This is a genomic window from Candidatus Pelagibacter bacterium nBUS_44, from assembly GCF_051200895.1.
GTDB lineage: Bacteria > Pseudomonadota > Alphaproteobacteria > Pelagibacterales > Pelagibacteraceae > Pelagibacter.
This window is the reverse complement of the sequence record NZ_CP172838.1, coordinates 479,649-501,904: the sequence shown is the minus strand read 5'-3', so window position 1 is coordinate 501,904 and position 22,256 is coordinate 479,649. Positions and strand designations below refer to the sequence as shown.

Here is a 22,256-nt window from a genome sequence, read left to right as displayed (position 1 = left end):
ATGAAATCATCCGTCATTACATTTCCTGGTTCTAATTGTGATAGAGACATGAATGTTGCTTTAAAAAAATTTGGCTTTAATAATAAAATGGTTTGGCATGATGATGCTGAACTTCCAAAAAGTGATTTGGTTGTTTTACCAGGTGGATTTTCTTATGGAGATTATTTGAGGTGTGGAAGTATGGCATCAAAATCAAAAATAATGAAATCTGTGATTAACTTTGCAAACTCAGGTGGAATGGTAATGGGAATTTGTAATGGGTTTCAAATTTTAGTTGAAACAGGTTTGGTTCCAGGTGTTTTGTTGAGAAATAAATACTTAGAATTTATTTGTAAAAATGTGTTTGTTAAAATTAGTGATAAAAAAAATGCATACTTTAAGAATATAGAAAATGAAGTTTTAGAGTTTCATATCGCACATAATGAAGGAAACTATTTTTGTACAAATGATCAACTAAAAGAAATTGAAGATAATGAGCAAGTTGCGATTAATTACTGTGACAAAGATGGTAAAGCAGAGGAACAATTTAATCCTAACGGCTCAATTAAAAATATTGCAGGCATCTTTAATAAACAAAAAAATGTTTTAGGTATGATGCCCCATCCTGAAAGAATGATTGACCCTTCTCTATCAGGTGAAGATGGATCTCTTTTTTTTAAAAATTTAATTAATAATCTAAAATGATTGTAAACGAACAAGTTGCTATAGATCACGGTCTTAAAAAAGATGAATATGCAAAAATTTGTGAGCAACTTAAGCGAACTCCAAATATTACTGAACTAGGTATCTTTTCAGCGATGTGGAATGAGCATTGTTCTTATAAATCTTCAAGACTTCACTTAAAAAAACTTCCAACCAAAGGAAAACAAGTCATTCAAGGACCAGGAGAAAATGCGGGAGTTGTGGATATTGGTGATAATGATGCAATTGTATTTAAAATTGAAAGCCACAATCACCCTTCTTTTATTGAACCTTATCAGGGAGCTGCAACTGGAGTTGGTGGAATTATGAGGGATGTGTTTACAATGGGAGCGCGTCCTATTGCTAATTTAAATTCTATTCATTTTGGATCGCCTCAACACAAAAAAACTAAGAATTTACTTAGAGGTGTGGTTCACGGTATTGGTGGTTATGGGAACTGTATGGGTGTTCCAACAATAGCAGGTCAAACTAACTTTGATAGCTCGTATAACGGTAATATTCTAGTTAATGCGATGACATTGGGGTTAGTGAAAAAAGATAAGATTTTTTATTCAAAAGCAGCAGGTCTGGGCAAACCCGTAATTTACGTAGGGTCTAAAACAGGAAGAGATGGAATTCATGGTGCTAGTATGGCATCAGCTAGCTTTGATGAAAAAATAGAGGAAAAAAAACCAACAGTTCAAGTTGGTGATCCATTTACTGAAAAACTATTACTTGAAGCTTGCCTGGAGCTAATGGCTGGGGATTCAATTATAGCAATTCAAGACATGGGTGCAGCTGGACTGACATCATCAAGTATTGAAATGGCCTCAAAAGGAAATCTTGGAATTGAAATTAATTTAAATAAAGTTCCATGCAGAGAAGCTAAGATGACACCTTATGAAATTATGCTCTCTGAAAGCCAAGAAAGAATGTTAATTGTTTTAGAAAACGGTAAAGAAGATCAGGCTAAAAAAATATTTGATAAATGGAATTTAGATTTTGCAGTAATTGGTAAAACAACTAATTCTAAAAAGATTGAACTGTTCTTTGATAATGAACAAGTTGCAGATATTCCAGTCAATACTTTAGTTGAAAATTCACCAATGTATGACCGTAAATGGAAAAAAGCAAAACTACCTAAAAAAAACAAAATTAAAAAAGAAGATCTTAAAAATTTAAAAATTATAGATGTTTTAAAGAAAGTTTTATCCAATCCAAATGTTTGCAGTAAGAAATGGATTTGGGAACAATACGATCATACAGTTATGGGTGACACCATACAAAAACCAGGGGGAGACTTTGGTGTTGTGAGAGTTCATGGGACTAATAAAGCAGTTGCAGCATCAGTTGATAGTTCTGCAGTCTATTGTTGGGCGCATCCCTTAACTGGTGGAAAGCAAGTTGTTTGTGAAAGTTTTAGAAATCTAATTTCTGTGGGTGCAAAACCAATCGCTATTACTAATTGTTTAAACTTTGGTAGTCCTGAAAATGAAGAAAATATGGGTGAGTTTGTTGAATGTGTTCAAGGTATTGGAGAAGCAGCTGAATATTTAAAATTCCCAGTCGTTTCTGGAAATGTTTCTTTTTACAATCAAACAAAAGAGGAAGGCATTAAGCCCACTCCATCCATCGGCGGTGTAGGTTTAATCAAAGATTATAACAAAATGATCACAATGGATTTTAAAGAAGTTCATAATATTGTTTTAGTAATTGGAAAAACTGAAGGACATATTGATCAAAGTTTGTTTGCAAGAAACATTTTAGATGAAAAAAATGGTCCACCACCAGAAATTAATCTATTTAATGAAAAAAATAATGGAGAAACTTTATTAAAGTTAATAGATGCAGGTTATATTAAAAGTGCTCACGATGTATCTATTGGTGGAATAATTACTGCTGCTGCTAAAATGTGTATTAAAGGAAACAAGGGTATTAATCTTAAAAAACCAAAATACCTAATTAATGAAATTGAATATTTTTTTGCTGAAGATCAAGGTAGATATCTTATCGAAGTAAGCAAGGATAGTCTAAAAAAAGTGACTGATATTTTAAACAAAAATGCAGTTCATTATGATGAACTTGGAATAATTAATGAAGATCAACTGTTTATTAATGAAAAGACAAAAGTAACAATTGACGAATTAAGAACATCGAATACAAATTGGCTAACAAATTATATGAGTAAATAATGGCAATGGATTTAAAAGAAATTGAGAGTTTAATCAAAGAAGCATTAACTGATGCTTCAGTTGAAATTCAAGATTTAGCTGGTGATGGCAATCATTACTCAGCAACAGTAACTTCTGCACAATTCTCAGGTAAAAGTAAAATTGAACAACATAAAATGGTATATAATTCTCTAAAGGGTAAAATGGGAAATGAATTACATGCCTTAGCAATTAAAACAAAGGAGCAATAATGGATAATAATACAAAAAATTTAATTCAAACTCATATTGATAGTAACGAAGTATGTTTATTTATGAAAGGTACGCCTGATGCTCCTCAGTGTGGATTTTCAATGGCTGTATCTAATATGTTAAAAATTCTTGAAGTTAATTTCCAAGGTGTAAATGTTTTAGAAGACCAAAATGTTAGAGAAGGAATTAAAACTTTCAGTGACTGGCCAACTATCCCACAACTTTATATCAAAAAAGAATTTGTTGGTGGCTGTGATATCGTAAAAGAAATGTACGAAAGTGGTGAATTAGCAAAATTGCTTGAGACTAAGGGTATAAGCTTTAAAGCTAAAAATTAATTATTATCTAGAGTAATATTCAATTACTAAGTTTGGTTCCATCACAATTGGATAAGGAACTTCTTCAAATTTAGGTACTCTTACAAATTTAACTTTTTTGTTTTTCTCATCCATTTGAATGTATTCTGGTGTTTCTCTTTCTTTGCTAGCTAAAGCAATATCAATAATTGCTAATTGCTTAGACTTATCTCTGATTTCTATAGAATCTTCTTCTTTAACTATATAACTTCCAATATTAACTTTTTTACCATTCACTCTTACGTGACCATGGTTAATTAATTGTCTTGAAGAAAATACTGTTGTTGCAAATTTTGCTCTGTAAATAACTGCATCTAATCTTCTTTCTAGTAAACCGATTAAATTTTCACCAGTATCACCTTTAAGCATAACAGCTTTTTTGTAAATATTTCTAAATTGTCTCTCATTAATATTACCATAATAAGCTTTTAGTTTTTGTTTAGCTTGTAATTGAGTTCCGTAATCAGAAAGTTTTCCTTTTCTACCTTGACCGTGTTGTCCTGGTCCATAATCTCTTTTATTGAAAGGACTCTTTGGTCTCCCCCATAGATTGGCTTTTAACCTTCTATCTACTTTATGTTTAGAGTTTAATCTTTTTGTCATTTGATATTGGGGTTTATAAGCTTACAGGCTATTTTGTCAATCAACGTTTTTTACCCAAACTAGCGAATACACTAGCCAATATACGCGTTTCTTTAGCTGATAATTCCATTCTATAGAAAATATTTCTTAAGTTTTCCAGCATGATGGGCTTCTTCTCTTTTGGTTTGAAAAAATTGATCTCATCTAAGTTTTGGATACATAAATTGGTCATTGAATGTATCTCTTTTTTAGAGGCAGCTTTAACCTTTTTAGATTTTTTATAATTGGAAGTCTTAGATTTTAGAATATTTGAAACATATTGAGCAATAATAATTAGGCTGTGAGATAAATTTAAAGATTTGAATTCAGGATTAGTCGGGATTTGTAATGTGTAATTTGCATAACTTACCTCATTATTCGATAATCCAGATGCCTCAGATCCAAAAAGAAATGCTATTTTTTTAGTAAAATCAATCTTTTTTAAATCTTCTAATTGAATATGTTTAATGTTCTTATTTCTAAACCTTGCAGATGTTGCAATCACATAATCTATATTTTCTAACGCTGGCTCTAGATGATCAAATAATTTACTTTTATTAATTATATTTTTAGCTCCAACTGAAGTAGCTAAAATTTTATCATTAGGAAAAATAGGTTTTGGATCAATAACAGATAGTTTTTGAAAATTAAAGTTCTTCATCCCTCTAGCACAAGCACCAATGTTTTCTGATAACTGGGGCTTATGTAAAATAAAAGTAATATTATTTGCAGACATTATTTATGATAATTTAAAACCTATAGACTAGCTGGTGCCTTATCTTTAAATAATTTATAGTCCAAACTATCAACCAAAGCTTTAAAAGATGCATCAATTATGTTTGGCGAAACACCTATCGTGAACCAGTTAACACCTTTGGAGTCTGTGCTTTCAATTGAAACTCTGGTAACAGCTTCAGTACCTGTATTTAAAATTCTCACTTTATAATCAACTAGTTTTAAGTCTTTTAAATACTCAGAATATTTCGCAAGTTTATTTACATTTTTTCTAATCGCATTATCAAGTGCATTTACAGGTCCATTACCCTGTCCTTCACATAATATTTTCTGGCCATCGACTTCTAATTGTGCTTTTGCATGTGAAATAATTTCACCAGCACTATCCTTTTTAACTGACACATCATATTCGTTGATTAAGATATATCTTGGTATATCGCCTATCAATCTTCTAGCTAATAATTCAAATGAGGCGTCTGCTCCATCATAACTATAACCAATAAATTCTCTGTCTTTAACTTCACTTAAAAGTTTTTTAATTTTTGGATCATTTTTTTCAATTTGGATACCAATTGATTTTAATCTAGACATTATATTGGATTGACCAGCTTGATCTGAAACCACAATGTTTCTTGAATTTCCTACTTCTTCAGGATCAATGTGTTCATATGTTTTTGGATTCTTTTGGACTGCAGAAACATGCATACCTCCTTTATGTGAAAAAGCAGAAGCTCCCACATATGGTAAATGTTTATTAGGTTTTCTGTTTAACAGTTCGTCCAATAATCTCGAGCACTGTGTTAAATTCTTTAGGTTTTCTCTTTTAATATTAAGTTCAAATTTTTCACTAAAATCTTTCTTTAAAAATAATGATGGAATTAAAGACATTAAATTTGCATTACCACATCTCTCTCCTAATCCATTGATAGTTCCTTGAATTTGTCTAACCCCTGATTGAACTGCAGCCAAAGTATTTGCTACTGCATTATCTGTATCATTATGAGCATGAATACCTAAATTCTTTCCCGGTATATGTTTTGTAACCTCTGATACAATTCTAGATACTTCGTGTGGAAGAGTTCCGCCATTTGTATCACATAATACAATCCATCTAGCTCCTTGATCAAATGCTGCCTTCAAACACTTCAATGCATAATCAGAATTAGATTTATATCCATCAAAAAAATGTTCTGCATCAAACATGAACTCTTTGCCCGAACTAACTATATGTTTTGCACTTTCACTAATATTTTCTAAGTTTTCTTCATTAGTAATTCCAAGTGCTACATCAACTTGAAAATCCCAAGATTTTCCAAACAGACAAACAGAAGAACTTTTTGAATTTATTAGTGATGCTAACATTGGGTCATTTTCAGCACTATGTTCTGATTTTTTGGTCATCCCAAAAGCTGTAAGTTTAGCGTTTTTAAAACCATGATCTTTATTAAAAAATTCAGTATCCATAGGGTTGGCTCCTGGCCATCCCGCTTCAATATAATCTACACCTAGTCTGTCCAATGAATTTGATATTTTTTCTTTGTCATCGATTGAAAAATCTACTCCTTGTGTTTGAGCACCATCTCTTAATGTGGTGTCAAAAATATATAGCTTTTCGTTACTCATTTAAATTTCCAAATTGTTTTACCATCTTTATCTTCTATTAAAACACCTTTATCAAAAAGGTAGTTTCTTATATTATCAGCTTCTTTATAATCTTTATCAGCCCTAGCTTTATTTCTAAGTTCTATCTTGCTTTCAATTTCTTCTTCTGAAATATTTACTTTATCTTTTTTATAATTTAACCAAACCTCTTTAGTTTCTTGAAGTAAACCTATGAAGTTACAAGCTGAATTAAATATTTGTTTGTCTTCATCATTTCCTTTATTAGCTTTTTCATAAAGTTTATGTAAATTTGCAATATAACCAGGTGTATTTACATCGTCATACAAGGGTTGGATAGTTTCGTCATTAACATCTTTTTTTGACGGCATATAAACATTATACCATTTATCAATCGTATTTTGACAATCCTCTAATAGTTTATCGTTCCAATCCAATGGCTGTTTGTAATGAGCGCTAATTAAAGCTAATCTTAAAACTTGTCCGCTAACTTTTTTTCTAAAATCTTTTATCTTTAATATATTTCCTTGAGATTTCGCCATTTTTTCATTGGACATGGTGATAAATGCATTATGCAGCCAATAATTTGCAAAAACTTTAGTGTCATTTGCGCATCTTGATTGAGCTATTTCATTTTCATGATGTGGAAAAATTAAATCTATTCCTCCTCCATGTATATCAAACTCATTACCTAGAAATTTCTTAGACATTGCAGAACATTCTAAATGCCAACCTGGTCTACCCTTTCCCCATGGAGAGTTCCAAGAAGGTTCATTTTCCAAAGAAGGTTTCCATAACACAAAATCTTCAGAGTTCTTTTTGTTATCACTTACTTCAACTCTTGATCCGGCAATTAAATCCTCTAACTTTTTGTTAGATAATTTTCCATAGTCTTCAAACTTTTTAACTTCAAAATAAACATGTTTATTACTTTCATAAGCAAAATCTTTTTTAATTAATTCAGAAATCATCTCAATCATTAAATCTATATGTTCTGTCGCTTTAGGTTGTTGTGTTGGTGCTTCACAATTTAGATAATTACAATCTTCATCAAAACTTTTGATTACAGTTTCAGTTAAATCTAAGATAGATATTTTCTTATCATTTGATGATTTAATTATTTTATCATCAACATCTGTAATATTTCTTACGTAAGTTACTGAAGAAAATTTACTCTTGAGTATTTTGAAAAGAATATCAAAGATAACTATAGGTCTAGCATTACCAATATGGGGGTCATCATAAACTGTAGGGCCACAAACATACATACCTACATTTCTTTCATCTATTGGAACAAATTTTTCTTTTTTGTTACTTAGATTGTTTGTTAAAAAAATATCTTTATTCATCATTTTAGAAATATACTTAATTTATAGATTTGTGAATCTATTTGATTAATTTGGAATTTTGCATACTGGAATGGGCTCCATTTTATGCAAATTTTGTTTTCTTATTGTTTCGTATTTAGCTCTATTAGGTGAGTTTGGGTTATCCATAGCTTCTTCTAACTCTTGATATTTTAAACCAAGTTGGCCTTCATCCGTTCGACCATCATCCCATAGTCCATCTGTAGGAGCTGTCTCAATAATTTCTTCTAAAATTCCAAGTTCTTTTCCAATCTCCCAAACTTCTGTTTTATTACAATCTGCTATTGGAGAAATATCAACTCCACCGTCACCATATTTTGTATAAAACCCAACACCAAAATCTTCCACTTTATTACCTGTACCAACAACAATACCTTTATTTGCTGCAGCTACTTGATAAAGAGTTGTCATTCGTAATCTTGCTCTAGAATTTGCCATGCCGTGTTCATTATCAAATTTAGATAAGCTGTTAGAAAAAGCTGAAAATAATTCATCTAAATTTATTGTATGCGCTTCAGCATTTTTAAATTTACTTACTAACCACTCTTGATGTTTTAAACTTAAATCATGTTGGTGAGATTTTTGTTTAATTGGCATTGACAATACAATTGTTTTTAATCCAGTCATTGCACTTAAGGTGCTTGATACAGATGAATCTATTCCACCAGAAATACCAATCACTAATGATTGTGCTTTACTTGGCATATTGTTAGCATAATCTTTTATCCAATTAGATATAAAATTTACTTTTTCTGAGATATTCATAATTTTAAAATATTATTAGTTGATATCTTTTACAATGTTTTAAGATGCCGCTCTGTCTGCATTTTTAGAATATAAGCTATTCTTTTTAATCTCATCAGAAATTAAAAAAGCTAATTCTAAGGCTTGATTTGCGTTAAGTCTCGGATCGCAATGAGTGTGATATCTAGATGACAAGTCTTTTTCTGATATTTTTTGAGCTCCACCAATGCATTCAGTCACATTTTGGCCGGTCATTTCTATATGCAAACCTCCCGCATAACTTCCTTCACTTTGATGACAAGCAAATACATTTTTAACTTCTTTTAAAACACTATTGAAAGGTCTTGTTTTAAAACCTGTGGTAGCTTTAATTGTGTTACCATGGCATGGATCACATGACCAAATTACATTTAAGCCTTCTTTTTTAATTGCTCTAATTAATTTTGGCAAATGTTTTGAAACATTGTCAGCACCAAATCTAGAAATTAAAGTAATTTTACCTTTTTCATTATTTGGATTAATTTTATTGCAAAGATTAATTAAATCTTCTGATTTTAATGTTGGGCCACACTTAATACCAATAGGGTTTTCAATACCTCTACAAAATTCAACATGTCCTCCATCTAACTGTCTGGTTCTATCTCCAATCCAAACAAAGTGTGCTGAAGTATCGTGATTTTCACCAGTCGTAGAATCTGTTCTGGTCATTGTTTCTTCAAAAGGCAATAATAATGCTTCGTGAGAAGTCCAGAAGTTAACTGTCTTTAATCTTCTATTAAAATCCGAATTTATTCCACAAGCTTCCATAAATGCTAAGGCATCAGCAATTCTATCTTCTAATTCTTTAAATCTTTTTAACTCAGGGCTATTTTTTATAAATCCTAAGTTCCAAGTATGAACATTTTGAAGATCTGCAAATCCACCATGACAAAAAGCTCTGATAAGATTTAAAGTTGCTGCTGATTGAGAATAAGCTTTAAACAATCTTTTAGGGTCTGGAACTCTTGATTTTTCATTAAATTCCATTCCATTAATATTATCTCCTAGATAACTTGGGAGCTCTATACCATTTTTAGATTCAACTGGTGAACTTCTGGGTTTTGAAAATTGACCAGCAATTCTTCCGACTTTTACAACAGGTAATGATGCTGAATAAGTAAGAACTAATGACATTTGCAACATTAGCTTAAACGTATCTCTAATATTATCCGGATTAAATTCTGCAAAACTTTCTGCACAATCTCCCCCTTGAAGCAAAAAAGCTTTTCCATCCACAACATCGGCAAGTTGGCTTTTTAAATGTCTTGTTTCTCCTGCAAATACCAAAGGTGGAAACTTGCTCATTTTATCCAAAACCATTCCTAATTCTTTTTTATTGGGATATTCAGGAATGTGTTTTACGGGATATTTTCTCCAGCTATTTTTTTTCCAATTTTTCATATTCAACTAAGGATTGTTTTAGCAGAGATAATTATTTATTCAACTGTTACAGATTTTGCCAAATTTCTTGGTTTATCTATATCATGACCTTTTTTAAGAGCTGAATAATATGCTAATTTTTGAAGTGGAATAGTTAAAAGGAACGGTAGCAAATCATCATTCGTATTTTCTACTTCAATTGTCTCCCATATGTTTTCGGAAACCACTTCATCTTTACTTTTATTGGTAATCAATAAAACTTTAGCGCCCCTTGCTATAACTTCCTGCATGTTTGAAATAGTTTTCTTATAGTAGCTGTCTCTAGGAGCTAGAACAACAACTGGCATACCTTTTTCAATTAAAGCCAAAGGACCATGCTTCATTTCACCCGCGGGATATCCTTCTGCATGGACATAAGATAATTCCTTAAGTTTCAGCGCTCCTTCAAGTGCTATAGGATATGAAAAACCTCTTCCTAAAAACATTGAGCCTTTTGCTTCATTAAATGTCGTTGATATTGATTGAATGTCATTATCAGTTAATAATGTTTTTTCGATTAGTGCAGGCAATTCTTTAAGATCTTTAATTTTTTCTTCGTAAAGGTTTGTATTAATTTCTTTTCTTAATGAACTTAATTTTAAAGAAAGAATATATAAAATAAGTATTTGACCTAAAAAAGCTTTAGTTGAAGCTACTCCAATTTCAGGACCACAATGAATTGGTAAAACAAAATTAGAATCTCTTGCAATCGAGCTTTCAATTACATTAACAACTGCGCATGTTTTCATATCATTTTTATTACATAAATCTAAAGCAGCATAAGTATCGGCTGTTTCACCTGATTGAGAGACAAATACATATAAAGTATCTTTTTTAAATCTATTTTTTCGGTATCTAAATTCAGATGCTATATCGATATTAACGTCTAGAGATGTTAGTTCTTCAAACCAATATTTGGCCATTAAACACGAGTGATATGCTGTTCCACAGCCAATTAAAATCACTGCTTTTATTTCATTAATTTTCCATGGGAAATTATAAATGTTAATATCATTATTTATGTTATCCAAATATTCTTTGATTCCAGTTTTTAATGTTTCGGGTTGTTCCTCTATTTCTTTAGCCATAAAATGCTTGAAATCACCCTTATCATAGTTTTCCTGGTCAGATGAAAGTTCTAAAACTTTTTTATTAATTTTTTTACCTTCTTCATTAAAAAAGGTAACCTCATCTTTTTTAACAATACAAAATTCACCATCATCTAAATAAGTAATTTTATTTGTCATTGATTTTAATGCATAAGAGTCTGATCCTAAGTAATTTTCATTAGGTCCATAACCAACTGCTAATGGAGATCCACGTCTAGCTCCGATTATTAAATCTGACATATCTTTAAATATAATGCCAAGGGCAAAACTTCCATGTAACTGTTTAAGAGTTTTTGTTATTGCTTCTTGAATTTCTGCAGTTTTTAAATTTTCAGTAATTAAATGAACAATAACTTCAGTATCTGTTTGTGATTTAAAATCATGCCCTTTACTGACTAAATATTTTTTTAACAATGTTGAGTTTTCTATTATTCCATTATGAACAACAGAAACATTATGAGATGAATGAGGATGAGCATTAATACTATTGGGTATACCATGAGTTGCCCATCTAACATGACCAATTCCAATATTTCCCGACAAACTTTTTAGATCAAAGTTTTTTTCAAGATTCTCAACTCTACCTTCAGATTTTACTTCATTAATAATATTTTTAGATAAAGTTGCTATTCCTGCAGAGTCGTATCCTCTATACTCTAATTTTTTAAGAGAGTTAATGATACTAGCTGAAACAGATTTGTTGCTTGATATACCTATTATTCCACACATAAACTATTTTTTTTTATAATTTCTAATTTCAGTTTGTAATGATCTAGTTAATGCTAATGATTTCTTTTTGACATTTTTAGTAATGACAGATCCAGCACCAACCACACTTTGTTTATCGATTGTTACAGGTGCTACTAACGATGAATTAGACCCAATAAAAACATTATCTTTAATTTTTGTTTTGCTTTTTTTAACTCCATCATAATTGCAAGTAATTGTACCAGCACCAATATTTACTGATTTTCCTATATCACTATCACCAATATAAGATAAGTGATTTACTTTAGATTTTTTTCCAACTGTACTTTTTTTTACTTCAACAAAATTTCCAATTTTAGAACCTTCTTTCAAAGTTGTATTAGGTCTTATTCTTGCATAAGGACCAATCTCAACTTTGCTCTCAATTTTACAAGACTCCAAATGAGAAAATGATTTAATGATTACATTGTTCCCTATCTTAACTTTTTTTCCTATAACAACATAGGGTTCTATAATTACATTTTTTCCAATTTTTGTATCATTTGAAAAAAAAATTGTTTCAGGCCCCATCATCTTAACACCCACTTTTAAAAATTTATTTCTAAGCTTATTTTGATTTTTTTGTGAATTTAATTCTTTCATTTTAGAATCCTTTATATTAAGAATATGTCTTAATTAATTCACATAATATTTCTTTAAAATACTTTATAAATGAAGCAAAAATTTACAATTTTATTTGACTTAGATGGAACGCTCGTTGATACAGCACCAGATTTGATGTTGGCTCACAATCATGTAATGAAAAAATTTGGCTATCCTACAAAAACAACTGAGGATATTAGAAATTTAGTTGGCAAAGGTGCAGGAGCTTTAATTGGAAGATCTATTTGGGGTCAAGCTAAAAAAGAATTTAGTAAAGTTTTAGATGACAAGATTAAAGATGAAATGGTTAAGGAATTTATAAATTTTTATGGAAAAAATATTAATAATGAAAGTACATTAATCAATGGAGTAAAAGAATTTTTAATATGGTGCAAAGATCAAAATATATCAATGGCTGTATGCACCAATAAACAAGAGCATTTATCAAATGATCTTTTAAAGAAAATTGGAATTTATGATTTTTTTGAATATGTGGCTGGATCAAATACTTTTGATTACTGCAAACCAGATCCAAGACATCTGACAAATGTAGTTGAAATATTAGATGGTGATGTAAAAAAAACTATTATGATTGGAGACAGTGAAACAGATGCAAATGCTGCAAAAGCTGCTGAGATACCAGTTATTTTGTTAGAAAACGGTTATACGGAAAAAAATACAACCGAAATATATCACAATCACCTAATAAAAGACTTTGTTGGTATTGAAAAAATAATAACAAAATATCTTTAATATTGATTAATTTTTTTTAACTATTAAAACAAAAACTCTATTAAGGAGTTATTTTGTTATTACATACAGTTAAGGTTTACCCATCAAAAATTAATCTACCAAAAAATAAACAGCTTGCCTGGAAAATAGCAGAGATCGCAAGTGATAATTCAAAACTAAACAAAGACTCTATTGAAATGGTTATCAATAGAATTATTGATAACGCTTCTGTAGCTATTGCCTCTTTAAATAGAAAACCAGTTATCTCATCAAGAGAGATGGCTCTTAAACACATTCGAAAGAATGGAGCAACTTTATTTGGTGTAGACTCAAAATTAAAATTTGATTGTGAGTGGGCAGCTTGGTCAAATGGTACAGCTGTTAGAGAGCTTGATTACCATGATACATTTTTAGCAGCAGACTACAGTCATCCTGGGGATAATATCCCTCCACTTTTAGCCGTTGCCCAACAAAATAAAAAAAGTGGTTTAGATCTTTTAAGAGGGATAATTACTGCTTATGAAGTCCAAGTTAATTTAGTTAAAGGTATTTGTTTGCACAAACATAAGGTTGACCATATTGCGCATTTAGGTCCAAGTGTTGCAGCAGGTTTGGGTACAATGCTTAAACTTAATACCGAAACTATTTACCAAGCGGTACAACAAGCTTTACATACAACTATATCAACTAGACAATCAAGAAAAGGTGAAATTTCAAGTTGGAAAGCTTACGCGCCAGCTCATGCGGGTAAACTTGCAATTGAAGCTGTAGATAGAGTAATGCGAGGCGAAGGTGCGCCAAGTCCAATTTATGAAGGTGAAGACAGTGTAATTGCTAGAATATTAGATGGTAAAAAAGCTAACTATAAAGTGCCCCTTCCTAAAAAAAGTGAAAGTAAAAAAGCTATATTAGAAACATATACAAAAGAATATTCGGCAGAATACCAATCACAAGCTTTAATAGACTTAGCAAAAAAACTTAAATCAAAAATACCAAATCTAAACCAAATAAAAAAAATTGATATTTTTACAAGTCATCATACTCATTATGTAATTGGAACTGGTGCAAATGATCCTCAAAAAATGGATCCTAATGCAAGTAGGGAAACACTGGATCACTCTATTATGTATATATTTGCTGTGGCTTTAGAAGATGGTGATTGGCATCATGTTAAATCATACACAAAATCAAGAGCGAATAGAAAAAGTACAATTAAGATTTGGAGATCAATTAAAACTTTTGAAGATAAAAAATGGACCAAAAAATATCATGATCCAAATCCAAAAAATAAATCTTTTGGAGCAAAGGTAATTGTGACACTTAATAACGGTAAGAAAATTACTGAATCACTTGATCGTGCAGACGCACACCCTTACGGGGCACGTCCTTTTAAAAGGCAAAATTATATTAATAAATTTTTAACACTAACTAATGGAATATTAGAAAAAAAAGAAAGTGACCGTTTTTTGAAAACTGTTCAAAATCTTAAAAATTTAAAATCAGGCCAATTAGATAAATTAAATATAGACATTAAAAAAAGTAAATTAAAAAGAAATCTTAAAAAAGGAATATTTTAGTGCACTTTGTTGAAAAAGAGCCTAGTCAAAAAAGAATAGATTTTAATGAAAAATTAAAATCAAATAAAATCTTAAGAGTTCCCGGTGCCTACAATCCGTTAACAGCTAAACTGATTGAGGAAATTGGTTATGATGCGGTTTATGTTTCTGGAGGTGTTATGGCAAATGATCTTGGATTTCCAGATATAGGTCTAACAACTTTACAAGATGTAAGCACAAGATCATATTTAATCTCAAGAGTAACTAACCTACCAACAATTGTTGATATTGATACAGGATTTAAATCTTGCAAAGAAACTATAGAAACTTTTGAAGAATTCGGAATTACCGCAGTTCATCTAGAAGATCAAATTGAAAGAAAAAGATGTGGTCATCTTGATAATAAAGAATTGGTTTCAGCAGATGAGATGGTTAAAAAAATCAAAGAATGTGTTGCAGCAAAAAAAGATGATAATTTTAAAATTATTGCTCGATCAGATGCAAAAGGTGTTGAGGGAATTGATAAAATGATTGATAGATGTAAGGCATACGTTGACGCTGGAGCTGAAATAATTTTTCCTGAGGCTTTACATAATGCACAGGATTTTGAAAAAGTTAGAAAAGAACTTTCTTGTTATTTATTAGCTAATATGACTGAATTTGGAAAATCTAAATTATTTAATTACAAAGAGTTAGAAAATTTTGGCTATAATATTGTAATTTACCCAGTAACTACTCAAAGATTAGCAATGAAAAACGTAGAAGATGGATTAAGGGACATTTATGTTAATGGACATCAGAACAATATTATTGATAAAATGCAGACTAGAAAAAGACTATATGAGCTGGTTGAATATGAAAAATATAACTCATTAGATGAAAAAATTTATAATTTTAGCACGGAAGGACACGAATAATGAGTGATGATATTAAAAAAGGTTTACTTGGAATTGTTGTAGACGAAACTGAAGTTTCTAAAGTAATGCCTGAAATAAACTCTCTAACTTACAGAGGTTATGCTGCTCAAGATTTATGTGCTGCGTGCAAATTTGAAGAAGTGGCTTATTTAATTTTAAATAAAGATTTGCCAAATTCAATTCAGCTTAAAAAATTTGAAAAAGAAGAAAAAGATAACAGAGAGTTGTCAAAAAATTTGTACGAAATAATTAAAAACATGCCAAAAAAATCTCATCCTATGGATGTTGCTAGAACTGCTGTTAGTGTTATGGGTTTAGAGGATAAAGAAACACAAAACTCTTCTCCAGAGGCAAATATGAGAAAAGCACTTAGAATTTTTGCCAAAACACCAACTGCTTTAGCTGCATTTTATAGAATTAGAAATGGAAAAAAAATTATTAAGCCAAAAAAAACTTTAACTTTTGCAGAGAATTTTTTCTATATGTGTTTTGGTAAAGTTCCTCAAAAAGAAATTGTTAAAGCGTTTGATGTTTCGTTAATATTGTATGCAGAACATAGTTTTAACGTCTCAACTTTTACCGCAAGAACTATCACAAGTAGTTTATCTGATATCCATGGTGCAATCACAGGAGCAATTGCTAGCTTAAAAGGACCATTGCATGGTGGAGCCAATGAAGAAGTGATGCATATGATGAATAAAATTAAAAAACCTGAAAATGCATTAAAATGGATTAAGAACGCACTTAAAAATAAAGATGTTGTAATGGGTTTTGGTCATAGGGTCTATAAATCGGGAGATTCAAGAGTTCCTACTATGAGAGAATACTTTGGTAAAGTCGCTAAAATTAAAAAGGATAAAAAATTTGAAAAAATTTATGACATTGTTGAAAAAGTAATGATTAAAGAAAAAAATATTCATCCCAATGTTGATTATCCAACTGGACCCACTTATCATTTGATGGGTTTTGATACTGACTTCTTTACTCCTATATTTGTAATTTCAAGGATTACAGGTTGGTCAGCTCATATTATGGAGCAGCATGCTGCAAACAAATTAATCAGGCCTCTTGCTAGCTATAAAGGAAGTAAACACCGAAAAGTAATGGAATTGAATTATAGATAATTAATTTTCAATTAAAGCAAATCTATCATCACAAAAAATTTTACAGTTAAAATTATTATTTTTTACAAATTCATCAATGGCTTTTTTAACACCAGGTGCTGAACCTAGATTATAATCATCACACAAGATTGATCCATTAAATTTAAGTACGTCAATACATGAATTTAAATCATTCACGACTGTATTATATTCATGTCCTCCGTCTAAAAAAACAAAATCTATTTTTGACATGTCCATTTTTTTTAATACTTGATTAGAATTACCTTGTATTAAATGAACTTGATTTTTAAATTTTTTTAACAAGTTTGACACTGCTTCAATACTATACGGATCTTGTCTCGTTATGTATTGATGGTAAAATTTTTTAAATGGGTTTTTAAAGTCAGTGCTAGGAATTACTTCAAATTTATTTTGATCGCTCTTTTCAAAAAGATCAAGTCCAACATATTTAAAATCAATACCGTGAATTTGATATAATAATTCACAAATGTTTCTTGCAGTAACACCATGAAAAACCCCTATTTCTAAAAAGAATTTAGGTTTTTTATTTAAAACTTCTTTAAGAAAAGTCTCACCATGACCTTTTTGTTTAAGGCTAGTTTTGCGAAAATACTTTCTATATTTCAAGTGAATTAACTAAATGCTTCTACCCAAGTACCTTGTGTTGATGCTTTAGAGTATTCTGTTGCACGACCTTCAAAGAAGTTCATGTGTTCAACAGCATTAAGCATCGTATCTAACCAAGTTAAAGGATTTTTTTGTACATCATAAATTGGCTCTAAACCTAATTGAGTAAGTCTTCTGTTAGCTATAAATCTGATATAATCTTTAACTTCTTGAGCAGTTAAACCTTCCATTGGACCCATTTCAAAAGCAAGATCAATAAAAGAATCTTCATGTTCAATAATAGTTCTGCACGCTTCATAAAGTTCTTTTTTAAGTTTTGGAGTCCATATTTCTGGGTTCTCGTTTATAAATTCTTTAAAAATTCTAATCATAGAATTACAATGAAGAGTTTCATCTCTAACTGACCAAGTAACTATCTGACCCATCCCTTTCATCTTGTTATGTCTTGGAAAATTTAAAAGAATTGCAAAACTAGCAAACAATTGAAGTCCCTCAGTAAATGCACTAAATACTGCAACAGTTTTTGCAATATCTTCTTTAGAATTTACATTGAAACCTTGCATGTAGTCATATTTATCTTTCATCTCTTTATATTTCATGAAAGCAGAATATTCTGACTCGGGCATCCCGATTGTATCTAGTAGGTGCGAGTATGCTGCTACATGAACAGTTTCCATTGATGCAAAAGCAGTCATCATCATTAAAACTTCTGTTGGTTTAAACACAGTTGTATAATGTCTTAAATAACAGTTGCTGACTTCAACATCAGCTTGAGTAAAAAATCTGAATATTTGAGTTAATAAATTTTTTTCTGATTGAGTTAGATTTTTTTGCCAATCTCTAACATCATCACCTAGTGGTACCTCTTCCGGTAACCAATGAATTCTTTGTTGAGTTAACCAAGCATCATAACACCATGGGTATCTAAAGGGTTTGTAAACAGGATTTTCTACTAGCAAACCCATTTTCTTTGGCTGAATTACTTCTTTGTTTGGTGTTTTTATTTTTTCCGCTACTGACATGATAGACACTCCTCGTATTCTGGTTCTTCAGATTTAGTTTGTTTGTTTTTATAAACGTTGGCTATAACATCTGTTGATTTTGCATCATTAATGTTTTCAGCTCTTTGAATTGATTTTGATCTACAGTAATAAAGACTTTTTAAGCCTTTTTTCCAAGCATCAAAATGAATTTTATGTAACTCTTTTTTATGAACATCAGCTGGTAAAAATAAATTAACTGACTGAGCCTGAGATATAAATGGAGTTCTGTCTCCACTTAACTCAATAATCCACTTCTGATTTAATTCAAATGCAGTTTTAAAAACATCTTTTTCCAAATCAGTTAAAAAATCTAAATGAGATACAGAGCCTTGATTGGTAGTAATTGTAGACCACGTCTCATCATCATTTTTTCCATAACCTTCTAAGATTTCTTCTAAATATCTATTTCTAACATTAAAAGAACCTGACAAAGTTTTATGGGTGTAGCTATTAGCTGCAATTGGCTCTACTCCAGGTGATGCTCCACCACATATAATTGATATTGAAGCTGTTGGAGCAATTGCTGTTTTATTTGAAAATCTTTCTTGATAACCATATTCCGCAGCATCAGGACACGCTCCTCTTTCTTCAGCTAAATCTTTTGAAGCTTTGTTAACCTGTTCATCAATCTGTTTAAATATTTTTTTATTCCAAGATTTTGCCATTACTGACTCAAGTGGAATTCTATTTTTTTGTAAAAAAGAATGAAATCCCATTACACCTAATCCAACACTTCTTTCTCTTTCAGCTGAATATTTTGCATCTTTAAATTGATCAGGAGCTTTTTTTATAAAATCAGTTAGAACATTATCTAAGAATCTCATTACATCATTTATCATGTCAGGATCATCTTTCCATTCATCATATTTTTCTAAATTCAATGAAGACAAACAGCAAACAGCTGTTCTGTCTCTTCCATCTTTATCAATTCCTGTGGGTAGAGTTATCTCACTACATAGATTTGATGTTTTAACAGTTAAATTAGCAAGTTTGTGATGCTGAGGAATTAATCTGTTAACTGTATCAATGTAAATAATATAAGGCTCACCTGTTTCAATCCTCGCAGTTAATAATCTAATCCATAAATTTCTTGCAGATATTGTTTGTTGAACAGTTCCGTCAGCAGGACTTTTTAGTCCCCACTGTTCGTCATTTTCTACAGCTCGCATGAATGCATCTGAAAGTAAAACACCATGGTGTAAATTTAAAGCTTTTCTATTTGGGTCACCACCTGTGGGTCTTCTCATTTCAATAAATTCTTCAATCTCAGGATGATCAACTGGTAAATAACAAGCAGCAGATCCTCTTCTTAAAGAACCTTGACTAATTGCCATTGTTAAAGAATCCATAACTTTAATAAAAGGAATTATTCCAGATGTTTTTCCAACCTTACCAATTTTTTCTCCGATAGATCTAAGGTTACCCCAGTAACTTCCTATACCACCACCTTTTGCAGCTAACCAAACATTTTCACTCCAAAGATCAAGTATTCCTCCTAAGCTATCTGAAGCTTCATTTAAAAAACATGAAATTGGTAATCCTCTTTTAGTTCCACCATTTGACAAAACAGGTGTAGCAGGCATAAACCAAAGGTTGCTGATGTAATTATAAATTCTTTGTGCATGTAAATTGTCGTCTGCGTATGAGCTTGCAACACGTGCAAACAAATCTTGAAATGACTCATTGTGTCCAAGGTATCTGTCTTTCAAAGTGGCTTTACCAAAGTCAGTTAAGTTTGCATCTTTGGATCTATCGATCTTAATTATAATTCCTTTATCATTTTGAAAAAGTTCAGTTTCAGTACTTAAAGAAAAAAGATCAGGTCTATTTCCTTTTGAAACTTCTTTAACTTCTGGGCTATATTCGGAGACAGCTTTCTTTAGGGCCTGTGATAGAATCTTATTCATAATTAGTACTATATTTTGTTATTGTGACAAAAACAACTATATGTTGTATGCTTTTTATGTTGATATACCATATAAACAATTAATCAACAGAACATTTATAGAACGCAACAAAATATTTTACAATAAAAAAATTCAAAAAAGAGTAAGTAATTAACAGATGAATCAAAATATTAAAATTGATCCTTATGGTTTTAGAGAATATGACGCTCGATGGTTGTATGAAAAAGATATCAATAGTGAGGGAATCACGAATCTTGGAAGAGGATTAGGTACTCAAATAAAAAATCACACAAAAAAAGAAAACCCAAGAGTAGTAGTTGGTCATGATTATAGGTCTTATAGCGAAGAAATTAAAAGTGCACTTAAAAAAGGTTTAATTTCAACAGGGTGTTATATTGAAGATATTGGTTTGTCATTATCTCCAATGGTTTATTTTGCACAATTTAATTTAGATGCTGATGCAGTTGCAATGGTTACAGCAAGCCATAATGAAAATGGTTGGACTGGTGTCAAAATGGGCATCAAAAAAGGATTAACTCATGCACCAGAAGAAATGAAAGAATTAAAAGATATTACTTTAAATAAAAAATTTTCAAATGGTGAAGGTAATGAAAAAAAAATAGAAAATTTTCAACAAGTTTACAAAGATGATTTAATAAACGGTAATAAGATTGATAAAAAAATAAAAGCGGTTGTAGCGTGTGGTAACGGTACAGCAGGAGTTTTTGCTCCAGATATTTTAAGAGGAATTGGTTGTGAAGTTATTGAACTTGATTGTGAATTGGATTGGACTTTTCCAAAATATAATCCCAATCCAGAGGATTTAGAAATGCTTCATGCGATAGCAAAAGCTGTAAAAGATAACAAGGCTGATATAGGTTTTGGTTTTGATGGAGATGGAGATAGGGTTGGTGTTATAGACAATAAAGGTAATGAAATATTTTCTGACAAAATTGGTTTATTAATTGCAAGAAACTTATCGACTAAACATAAAAATTCTAAATTTGTAGTAGATGTAAAATCAACAGGATTATACCCAAAAGATAAGGTTCTATTAGAAAATAATTGTCAAACTATTTATTGGAAAACAGGACACTCACATATCAAAAGAAAAGTTAATACAGAAAAAGCTTTAGCTGGATTTGAAAAAAGTGGTCACTTCTTTTTTAATCAACCACTAGGTTATGGTTATGATGATGGAATTAATTCAGCAATACATGTTTGTCACTTATTAGATAATCAACATAAAAAGATGAATGAAATCATAAATGAATTACCAAATACTTATCAAACACCAACAATGGCCCCTTTCTGTAAAGATGAAGAAAAATACCAAGTGGTTGAAGAATTAGTAAAACAAATTGAGGAAATAAAAAGTAATAAAACTCAAATTGATGATCAAATAATAACAGAAGTTCTAACAGTTAACGGTGTAAGATTTTCTTTTGAAGATGGATCTTGGGGATTAATTAGGGCCTCATCAAATAAACCATCATTAGTAATTGTTACTGAAAGCCCCACATCAGATATTAGAAAGAAGAAAATCTTTGATTTTATTGATGATTTGCTTCAAAAAACTGGAAAAGTTGGCGAATATGATCAAAAAATATAAATTTATTTTTCTTTTATTTTTTTTAACTATTTCGAACACTTATGCTTTTAATGAAAAAAATGAACGTGAAATGTATATTGGATGTTATCAAAATTCTAAACAATACTTAGGTGCACAAAAAGCTAAAATATACTGTTCATGTACAATTAAAAAATTAAGTGAAAAATTTTCGGATGATCAGTTAAAAATTATATTTAATCAAAAACCTGAGAAAATAATTAAAGATACTGACTTTGCTTCTAAATTTTGTGAAAAAGAGATCTAATTTGACTGAT

21 protein-coding genes are annotated in these 22,256 nt (G+C 30.5%); 10 read left to right on the top strand and 11 right to left on the bottom strand.

Annotated features, from left to right (window positions below):
* The 4 genes from purQ to grxD are packed head-to-tail and all read left to right on the top strand — an operon-like array spanning window position 1 to window position 3,441.
* Complete coding sequence (purQ, locus tag ACIJYB_RS02680; RefSeq protein WP_435152041.1) at window positions 1-684, top strand: phosphoribosylformylglycinamidine synthase I; 684 nt, start codon at window positions 1-3, stop codon at window positions 682-684.
* A complete protein-coding gene (purL, locus tag ACIJYB_RS02675; RefSeq protein WP_435152039.1) occupies window positions 681-2,873 on the top strand; it encodes a phosphoribosylformylglycinamidine synthase subunit PurL in 2,193 nt (730 codons plus the stop codon). The genes purQ and purL overlap by 4 nt, the downstream gene beginning before the upstream one ends.
* Window positions 2,873-3,103, top strand: coding sequence for a BolA/IbaG family iron-sulfur metabolism protein (locus tag ACIJYB_RS02670; protein ID WP_435152036.1), 231 nt, complete (start codon window positions 2,873-2,875; stop codon window positions 3,101-3,103). The genes purL and ACIJYB_RS02670 overlap by 1 nt, the downstream gene beginning before the upstream one ends.
* Window positions 3,103-3,441 (top strand): Grx4 family monothiol glutaredoxin, encoded by a 339-nt coding sequence (grxD, locus tag ACIJYB_RS02665; RefSeq protein WP_435152033.1) that lies wholly within the window; start codon window positions 3,103-3,105, stop codon window positions 3,439-3,441. Before ACIJYB_RS02670 ends, grxD begins: the two co-directional genes overlap by 1 nt.
* 3 nt (window positions 3,442-3,444) lie before the next feature.
* Here grxD and rpsD read toward each other — a convergent pair whose 3' ends face one another.
* Genes rpsD through ACIJYB_RS02625 form a run of 8 tightly spaced genes read right to left on the bottom strand, consistent with a single transcriptional unit; the run spans window position 3,445 to window position 12,463 of the window.
* Window positions 3,445-4,062 carry a 30S ribosomal protein S4 gene (gene rpsD, locus ACIJYB_RS02660; RefSeq protein ID WP_435086855.1) on the bottom strand — a complete coding sequence of 206 codons (618 nt, stop codon included), beginning with the start codon at window positions 4,060-4,062 and terminating at the stop codon, window positions 3,445-3,447.
* Window positions 4,063-4,102: 40 nt separating this feature from the next.
* Window positions 4,103-4,816: an RNA methyltransferase gene (locus ACIJYB_RS02655; RefSeq protein ID WP_435152030.1), complete on the bottom strand. Its 714-nt coding sequence runs from the start codon at window positions 4,814-4,816 to the stop codon at window positions 4,103-4,105.
* A 20-nt stretch (window positions 4,817-4,836) separates the two neighbouring features.
* The gene (gene cimA / locus ACIJYB_RS02650) at window positions 4,837-6,438 is read right to left on the bottom strand and encodes a citramalate synthase (RefSeq protein WP_435152028.1); all 1,602 of its coding nucleotides are present in this window, start codon (window positions 6,436-6,438) and stop codon (window positions 4,837-4,839) included.
* On the bottom strand, window positions 6,435-7,784 hold the full coding sequence (cysS, locus tag ACIJYB_RS02645; protein WP_435152025.1) for a cysteine--tRNA ligase: 1,350 nt from the start codon (window positions 7,782-7,784) through the stop codon (window positions 6,435-6,437). Before cysS ends, cimA begins: the two co-directional genes overlap by 4 nt.
* A gap of 45 nt (window positions 7,785-7,829) precedes the next feature.
* Window positions 7,830-8,567: an NAD(+) synthase gene (nadE, locus tag ACIJYB_RS02640; protein ID WP_435152022.1), complete on the bottom strand. Its 738-nt coding sequence runs from the start codon at window positions 8,565-8,567 to the stop codon at window positions 7,830-7,832.
* Window positions 8,568-8,606: 39 nt separating this feature from the next.
* Window positions 8,607-9,986 carry a class II 3-deoxy-7-phosphoheptulonate synthase gene (locus ACIJYB_RS02635; protein WP_435152020.1) on the bottom strand — a complete coding sequence of 460 codons (1,380 nt, stop codon included), beginning with the start codon at window positions 9,984-9,986 and terminating at the stop codon, window positions 8,607-8,609.
* 35 nt (window positions 9,987-10,021) lie between these two features.
* Complete coding sequence (glmS, locus tag ACIJYB_RS02630; protein ID WP_435152017.1) at window positions 10,022-11,842, bottom strand: glutamine--fructose-6-phosphate transaminase (isomerizing); 1,821 nt, start codon at window positions 11,840-11,842, stop codon at window positions 10,022-10,024.
* A 3-nt stretch (window positions 11,843-11,845) separates the two neighbouring features.
* Window positions 11,846-12,463 carry a DapH/DapD/GlmU-related protein gene (locus tag ACIJYB_RS02625; protein ID WP_435152015.1) on the bottom strand — a complete coding sequence of 206 codons (618 nt, stop codon included), beginning with the start codon at window positions 12,461-12,463 and terminating at the stop codon, window positions 11,846-11,848.
* Window positions 12,464-12,532: 69 nt separating this feature from the next.
* Between ACIJYB_RS02625 and ACIJYB_RS02620 the strand changes: the two genes are divergently transcribed.
* The 4 genes from ACIJYB_RS02620 to ACIJYB_RS02605 are packed head-to-tail and all read left to right on the top strand — an operon-like array spanning window position 12,533 to window position 16,792.
* Window positions 12,533-13,216, top strand: coding sequence for an HAD-IA family hydrolase (locus ACIJYB_RS02620; RefSeq protein ID WP_435152013.1), 684 nt, complete (start codon window positions 12,533-12,535; stop codon window positions 13,214-13,216).
* A gap of 53 nt (window positions 13,217-13,269) precedes the next feature.
* Window positions 13,270-14,772 (top strand): MmgE/PrpD family protein, encoded by a 1,503-nt coding sequence (locus ACIJYB_RS02615; RefSeq protein ID WP_435152010.1) that lies wholly within the window; start codon window positions 13,270-13,272, stop codon window positions 14,770-14,772.
* Complete coding sequence (gene prpB, locus ACIJYB_RS02610; protein ID WP_435152008.1) at window positions 14,772-15,668, top strand: methylisocitrate lyase; 897 nt, start codon at window positions 14,772-14,774, stop codon at window positions 15,666-15,668. The genes ACIJYB_RS02615 and prpB overlap by 1 nt, the downstream gene beginning before the upstream one ends.
* Window positions 15,668-16,792: a bifunctional 2-methylcitrate synthase/citrate synthase gene (locus ACIJYB_RS02605; RefSeq protein ID WP_435152006.1), complete on the top strand. Its 1,125-nt coding sequence runs from the start codon at window positions 15,668-15,670 to the stop codon at window positions 16,790-16,792. The genes prpB and ACIJYB_RS02605 overlap by 1 nt, the downstream gene beginning before the upstream one ends.
* Here the strand turns inward: ACIJYB_RS02605 and ACIJYB_RS02600 are convergent, their stop codons facing one another.
* From ACIJYB_RS02600 to ACIJYB_RS02590, 3 genes are read right to left on the bottom strand one after another with little or no spacing between them, the layout of a single operon-like run.
* Window positions 16,793-17,419, bottom strand: a complete 627-nt coding sequence (locus ACIJYB_RS02600) for a class I SAM-dependent methyltransferase (RefSeq protein WP_435152003.1) — start codon at window positions 17,417-17,419, stop codon at window positions 16,793-16,795. It lies immediately after the preceding gene.
* Between the two features lie 5 nt (window positions 17,420-17,424).
* Complete coding sequence (locus ACIJYB_RS02595) at window positions 17,425-18,441, bottom strand: ribonucleotide-diphosphate reductase subunit beta (protein ID WP_435152001.1); 1,017 nt, start codon at window positions 18,439-18,441, stop codon at window positions 17,425-17,427.
* Window positions 18,432-20,369: a ribonucleoside-diphosphate reductase subunit alpha gene (locus ACIJYB_RS02590; RefSeq protein ID WP_435151999.1), complete on the bottom strand. Its 1,938-nt coding sequence runs from the start codon at window positions 20,367-20,369 to the stop codon at window positions 18,432-18,434. The genes ACIJYB_RS02595 and ACIJYB_RS02590 overlap by 10 nt, the downstream gene beginning before the upstream one ends.
* Before the next feature lie 157 nt (window positions 20,370-20,526).
* Between ACIJYB_RS02590 and ACIJYB_RS02585 the strand changes: the two genes are divergently transcribed.
* Together ACIJYB_RS02585 and ACIJYB_RS02580 are read left to right on the top strand one after the other, a co-directional pair.
* Window positions 20,527-21,981 carry a phosphomannomutase/phosphoglucomutase gene (locus ACIJYB_RS02585; protein ID WP_435151997.1) on the top strand — a complete coding sequence of 485 codons (1,455 nt, stop codon included), beginning with the start codon at window positions 20,527-20,529 and terminating at the stop codon, window positions 21,979-21,981.
* Complete coding sequence (locus ACIJYB_RS02580; protein WP_435151994.1) at window positions 21,965-22,246, top strand: hypothetical protein; 282 nt, start codon at window positions 21,965-21,967, stop codon at window positions 22,244-22,246. Before ACIJYB_RS02585 ends, ACIJYB_RS02580 begins: the two co-directional genes overlap by 17 nt.
* Window positions 22,247-22,256: the final 10 nt, after the last annotated feature.

Coding starts and splice junctions, on each gene's coding strand:
- ACIJYB_RS02595 (WP_435152001.1), bottom strand. CDS start 18,441: ATGTCAGTAGCGGAAAAAATAAAAACACCAAACAAAGAAGTAATTCAG.
- ACIJYB_RS02625 (WP_435152015.1), bottom strand. CDS start 12,463: ATGAAAGAATTAAATTCACAAAAAAATCAAAATAAGCTTAGAAATAAA.
- ACIJYB_RS02590 (WP_435151999.1), bottom strand. CDS start 20,369: ATGAATAAGATTCTATCACAGGCCCTAAAGAAAGCTGTCTCCGAATAT.
- nadE (WP_435152022.1), bottom strand. CDS start 8,567: ATGAATATCTCAGAAAAAGTAAATTTTATATCTAATTGGATAAAAGAT.
- ACIJYB_RS02620 (WP_435152013.1), top strand. CDS start 12,533: ATGAAGCAAAAATTTACAATTTTATTTGACTTAGATGGAACGCTCGTT.
- ACIJYB_RS02605 (WP_435152006.1), top strand. CDS start 15,668: ATGAGTGATGATATTAAAAAAGGTTTACTTGGAATTGTTGTAGACGAA.
- cysS (WP_435152025.1), bottom strand. CDS start 7,784: ATGAATAAAGATATTTTTTTAACAAACAATCTAAGTAACAAAAAAGAA.
- ACIJYB_RS02670 (WP_435152036.1), top strand. CDS start 2,873: ATGGCAATGGATTTAAAAGAAATTGAGAGTTTAATCAAAGAAGCATTA.
- rpsD (WP_435086855.1), bottom strand. CDS start 4,062: ATGACAAAAAGATTAAACTCTAAACATAAAGTAGATAGAAGGTTAAAA.
- glmS (WP_435152017.1), bottom strand. CDS start 11,842: ATGTGTGGAATAATAGGTATATCAAGCAACAAATCTGTTTCAGCTAGT.
- ACIJYB_RS02580 (WP_435151994.1), top strand. CDS start 21,965: ATGATCAAAAAATATAAATTTATTTTTCTTTTATTTTTTTTAACTATT.
- ACIJYB_RS02585 (WP_435151997.1), top strand. CDS start 20,527: ATGAATCAAAATATTAAAATTGATCCTTATGGTTTTAGAGAATATGAC.
- ACIJYB_RS02635 (WP_435152020.1), bottom strand. CDS start 9,986: ATGAAAAATTGGAAAAAAAATAGCTGGAGAAAATATCCCGTAAAACAC.
- ACIJYB_RS02655 (WP_435152030.1), bottom strand. CDS start 4,816: ATGTCTGCAAATAATATTACTTTTATTTTACATAAGCCCCAGTTATCA.
- cimA (WP_435152028.1), bottom strand. CDS start 6,438: ATGAGTAACGAAAAGCTATATATTTTTGACACCACATTAAGAGATGGT.
- purL (WP_435152039.1), top strand. CDS start 681: ATGATTGTAAACGAACAAGTTGCTATAGATCACGGTCTTAAAAAAGAT.
- grxD (WP_435152033.1), top strand. CDS start 3,103: ATGGATAATAATACAAAAAATTTAATTCAAACTCATATTGATAGTAAC.
- purQ (WP_435152041.1), top strand. CDS start 1: ATGAAATCATCCGTCATTACATTTCCTGGTTCTAATTGTGATAGAGAC.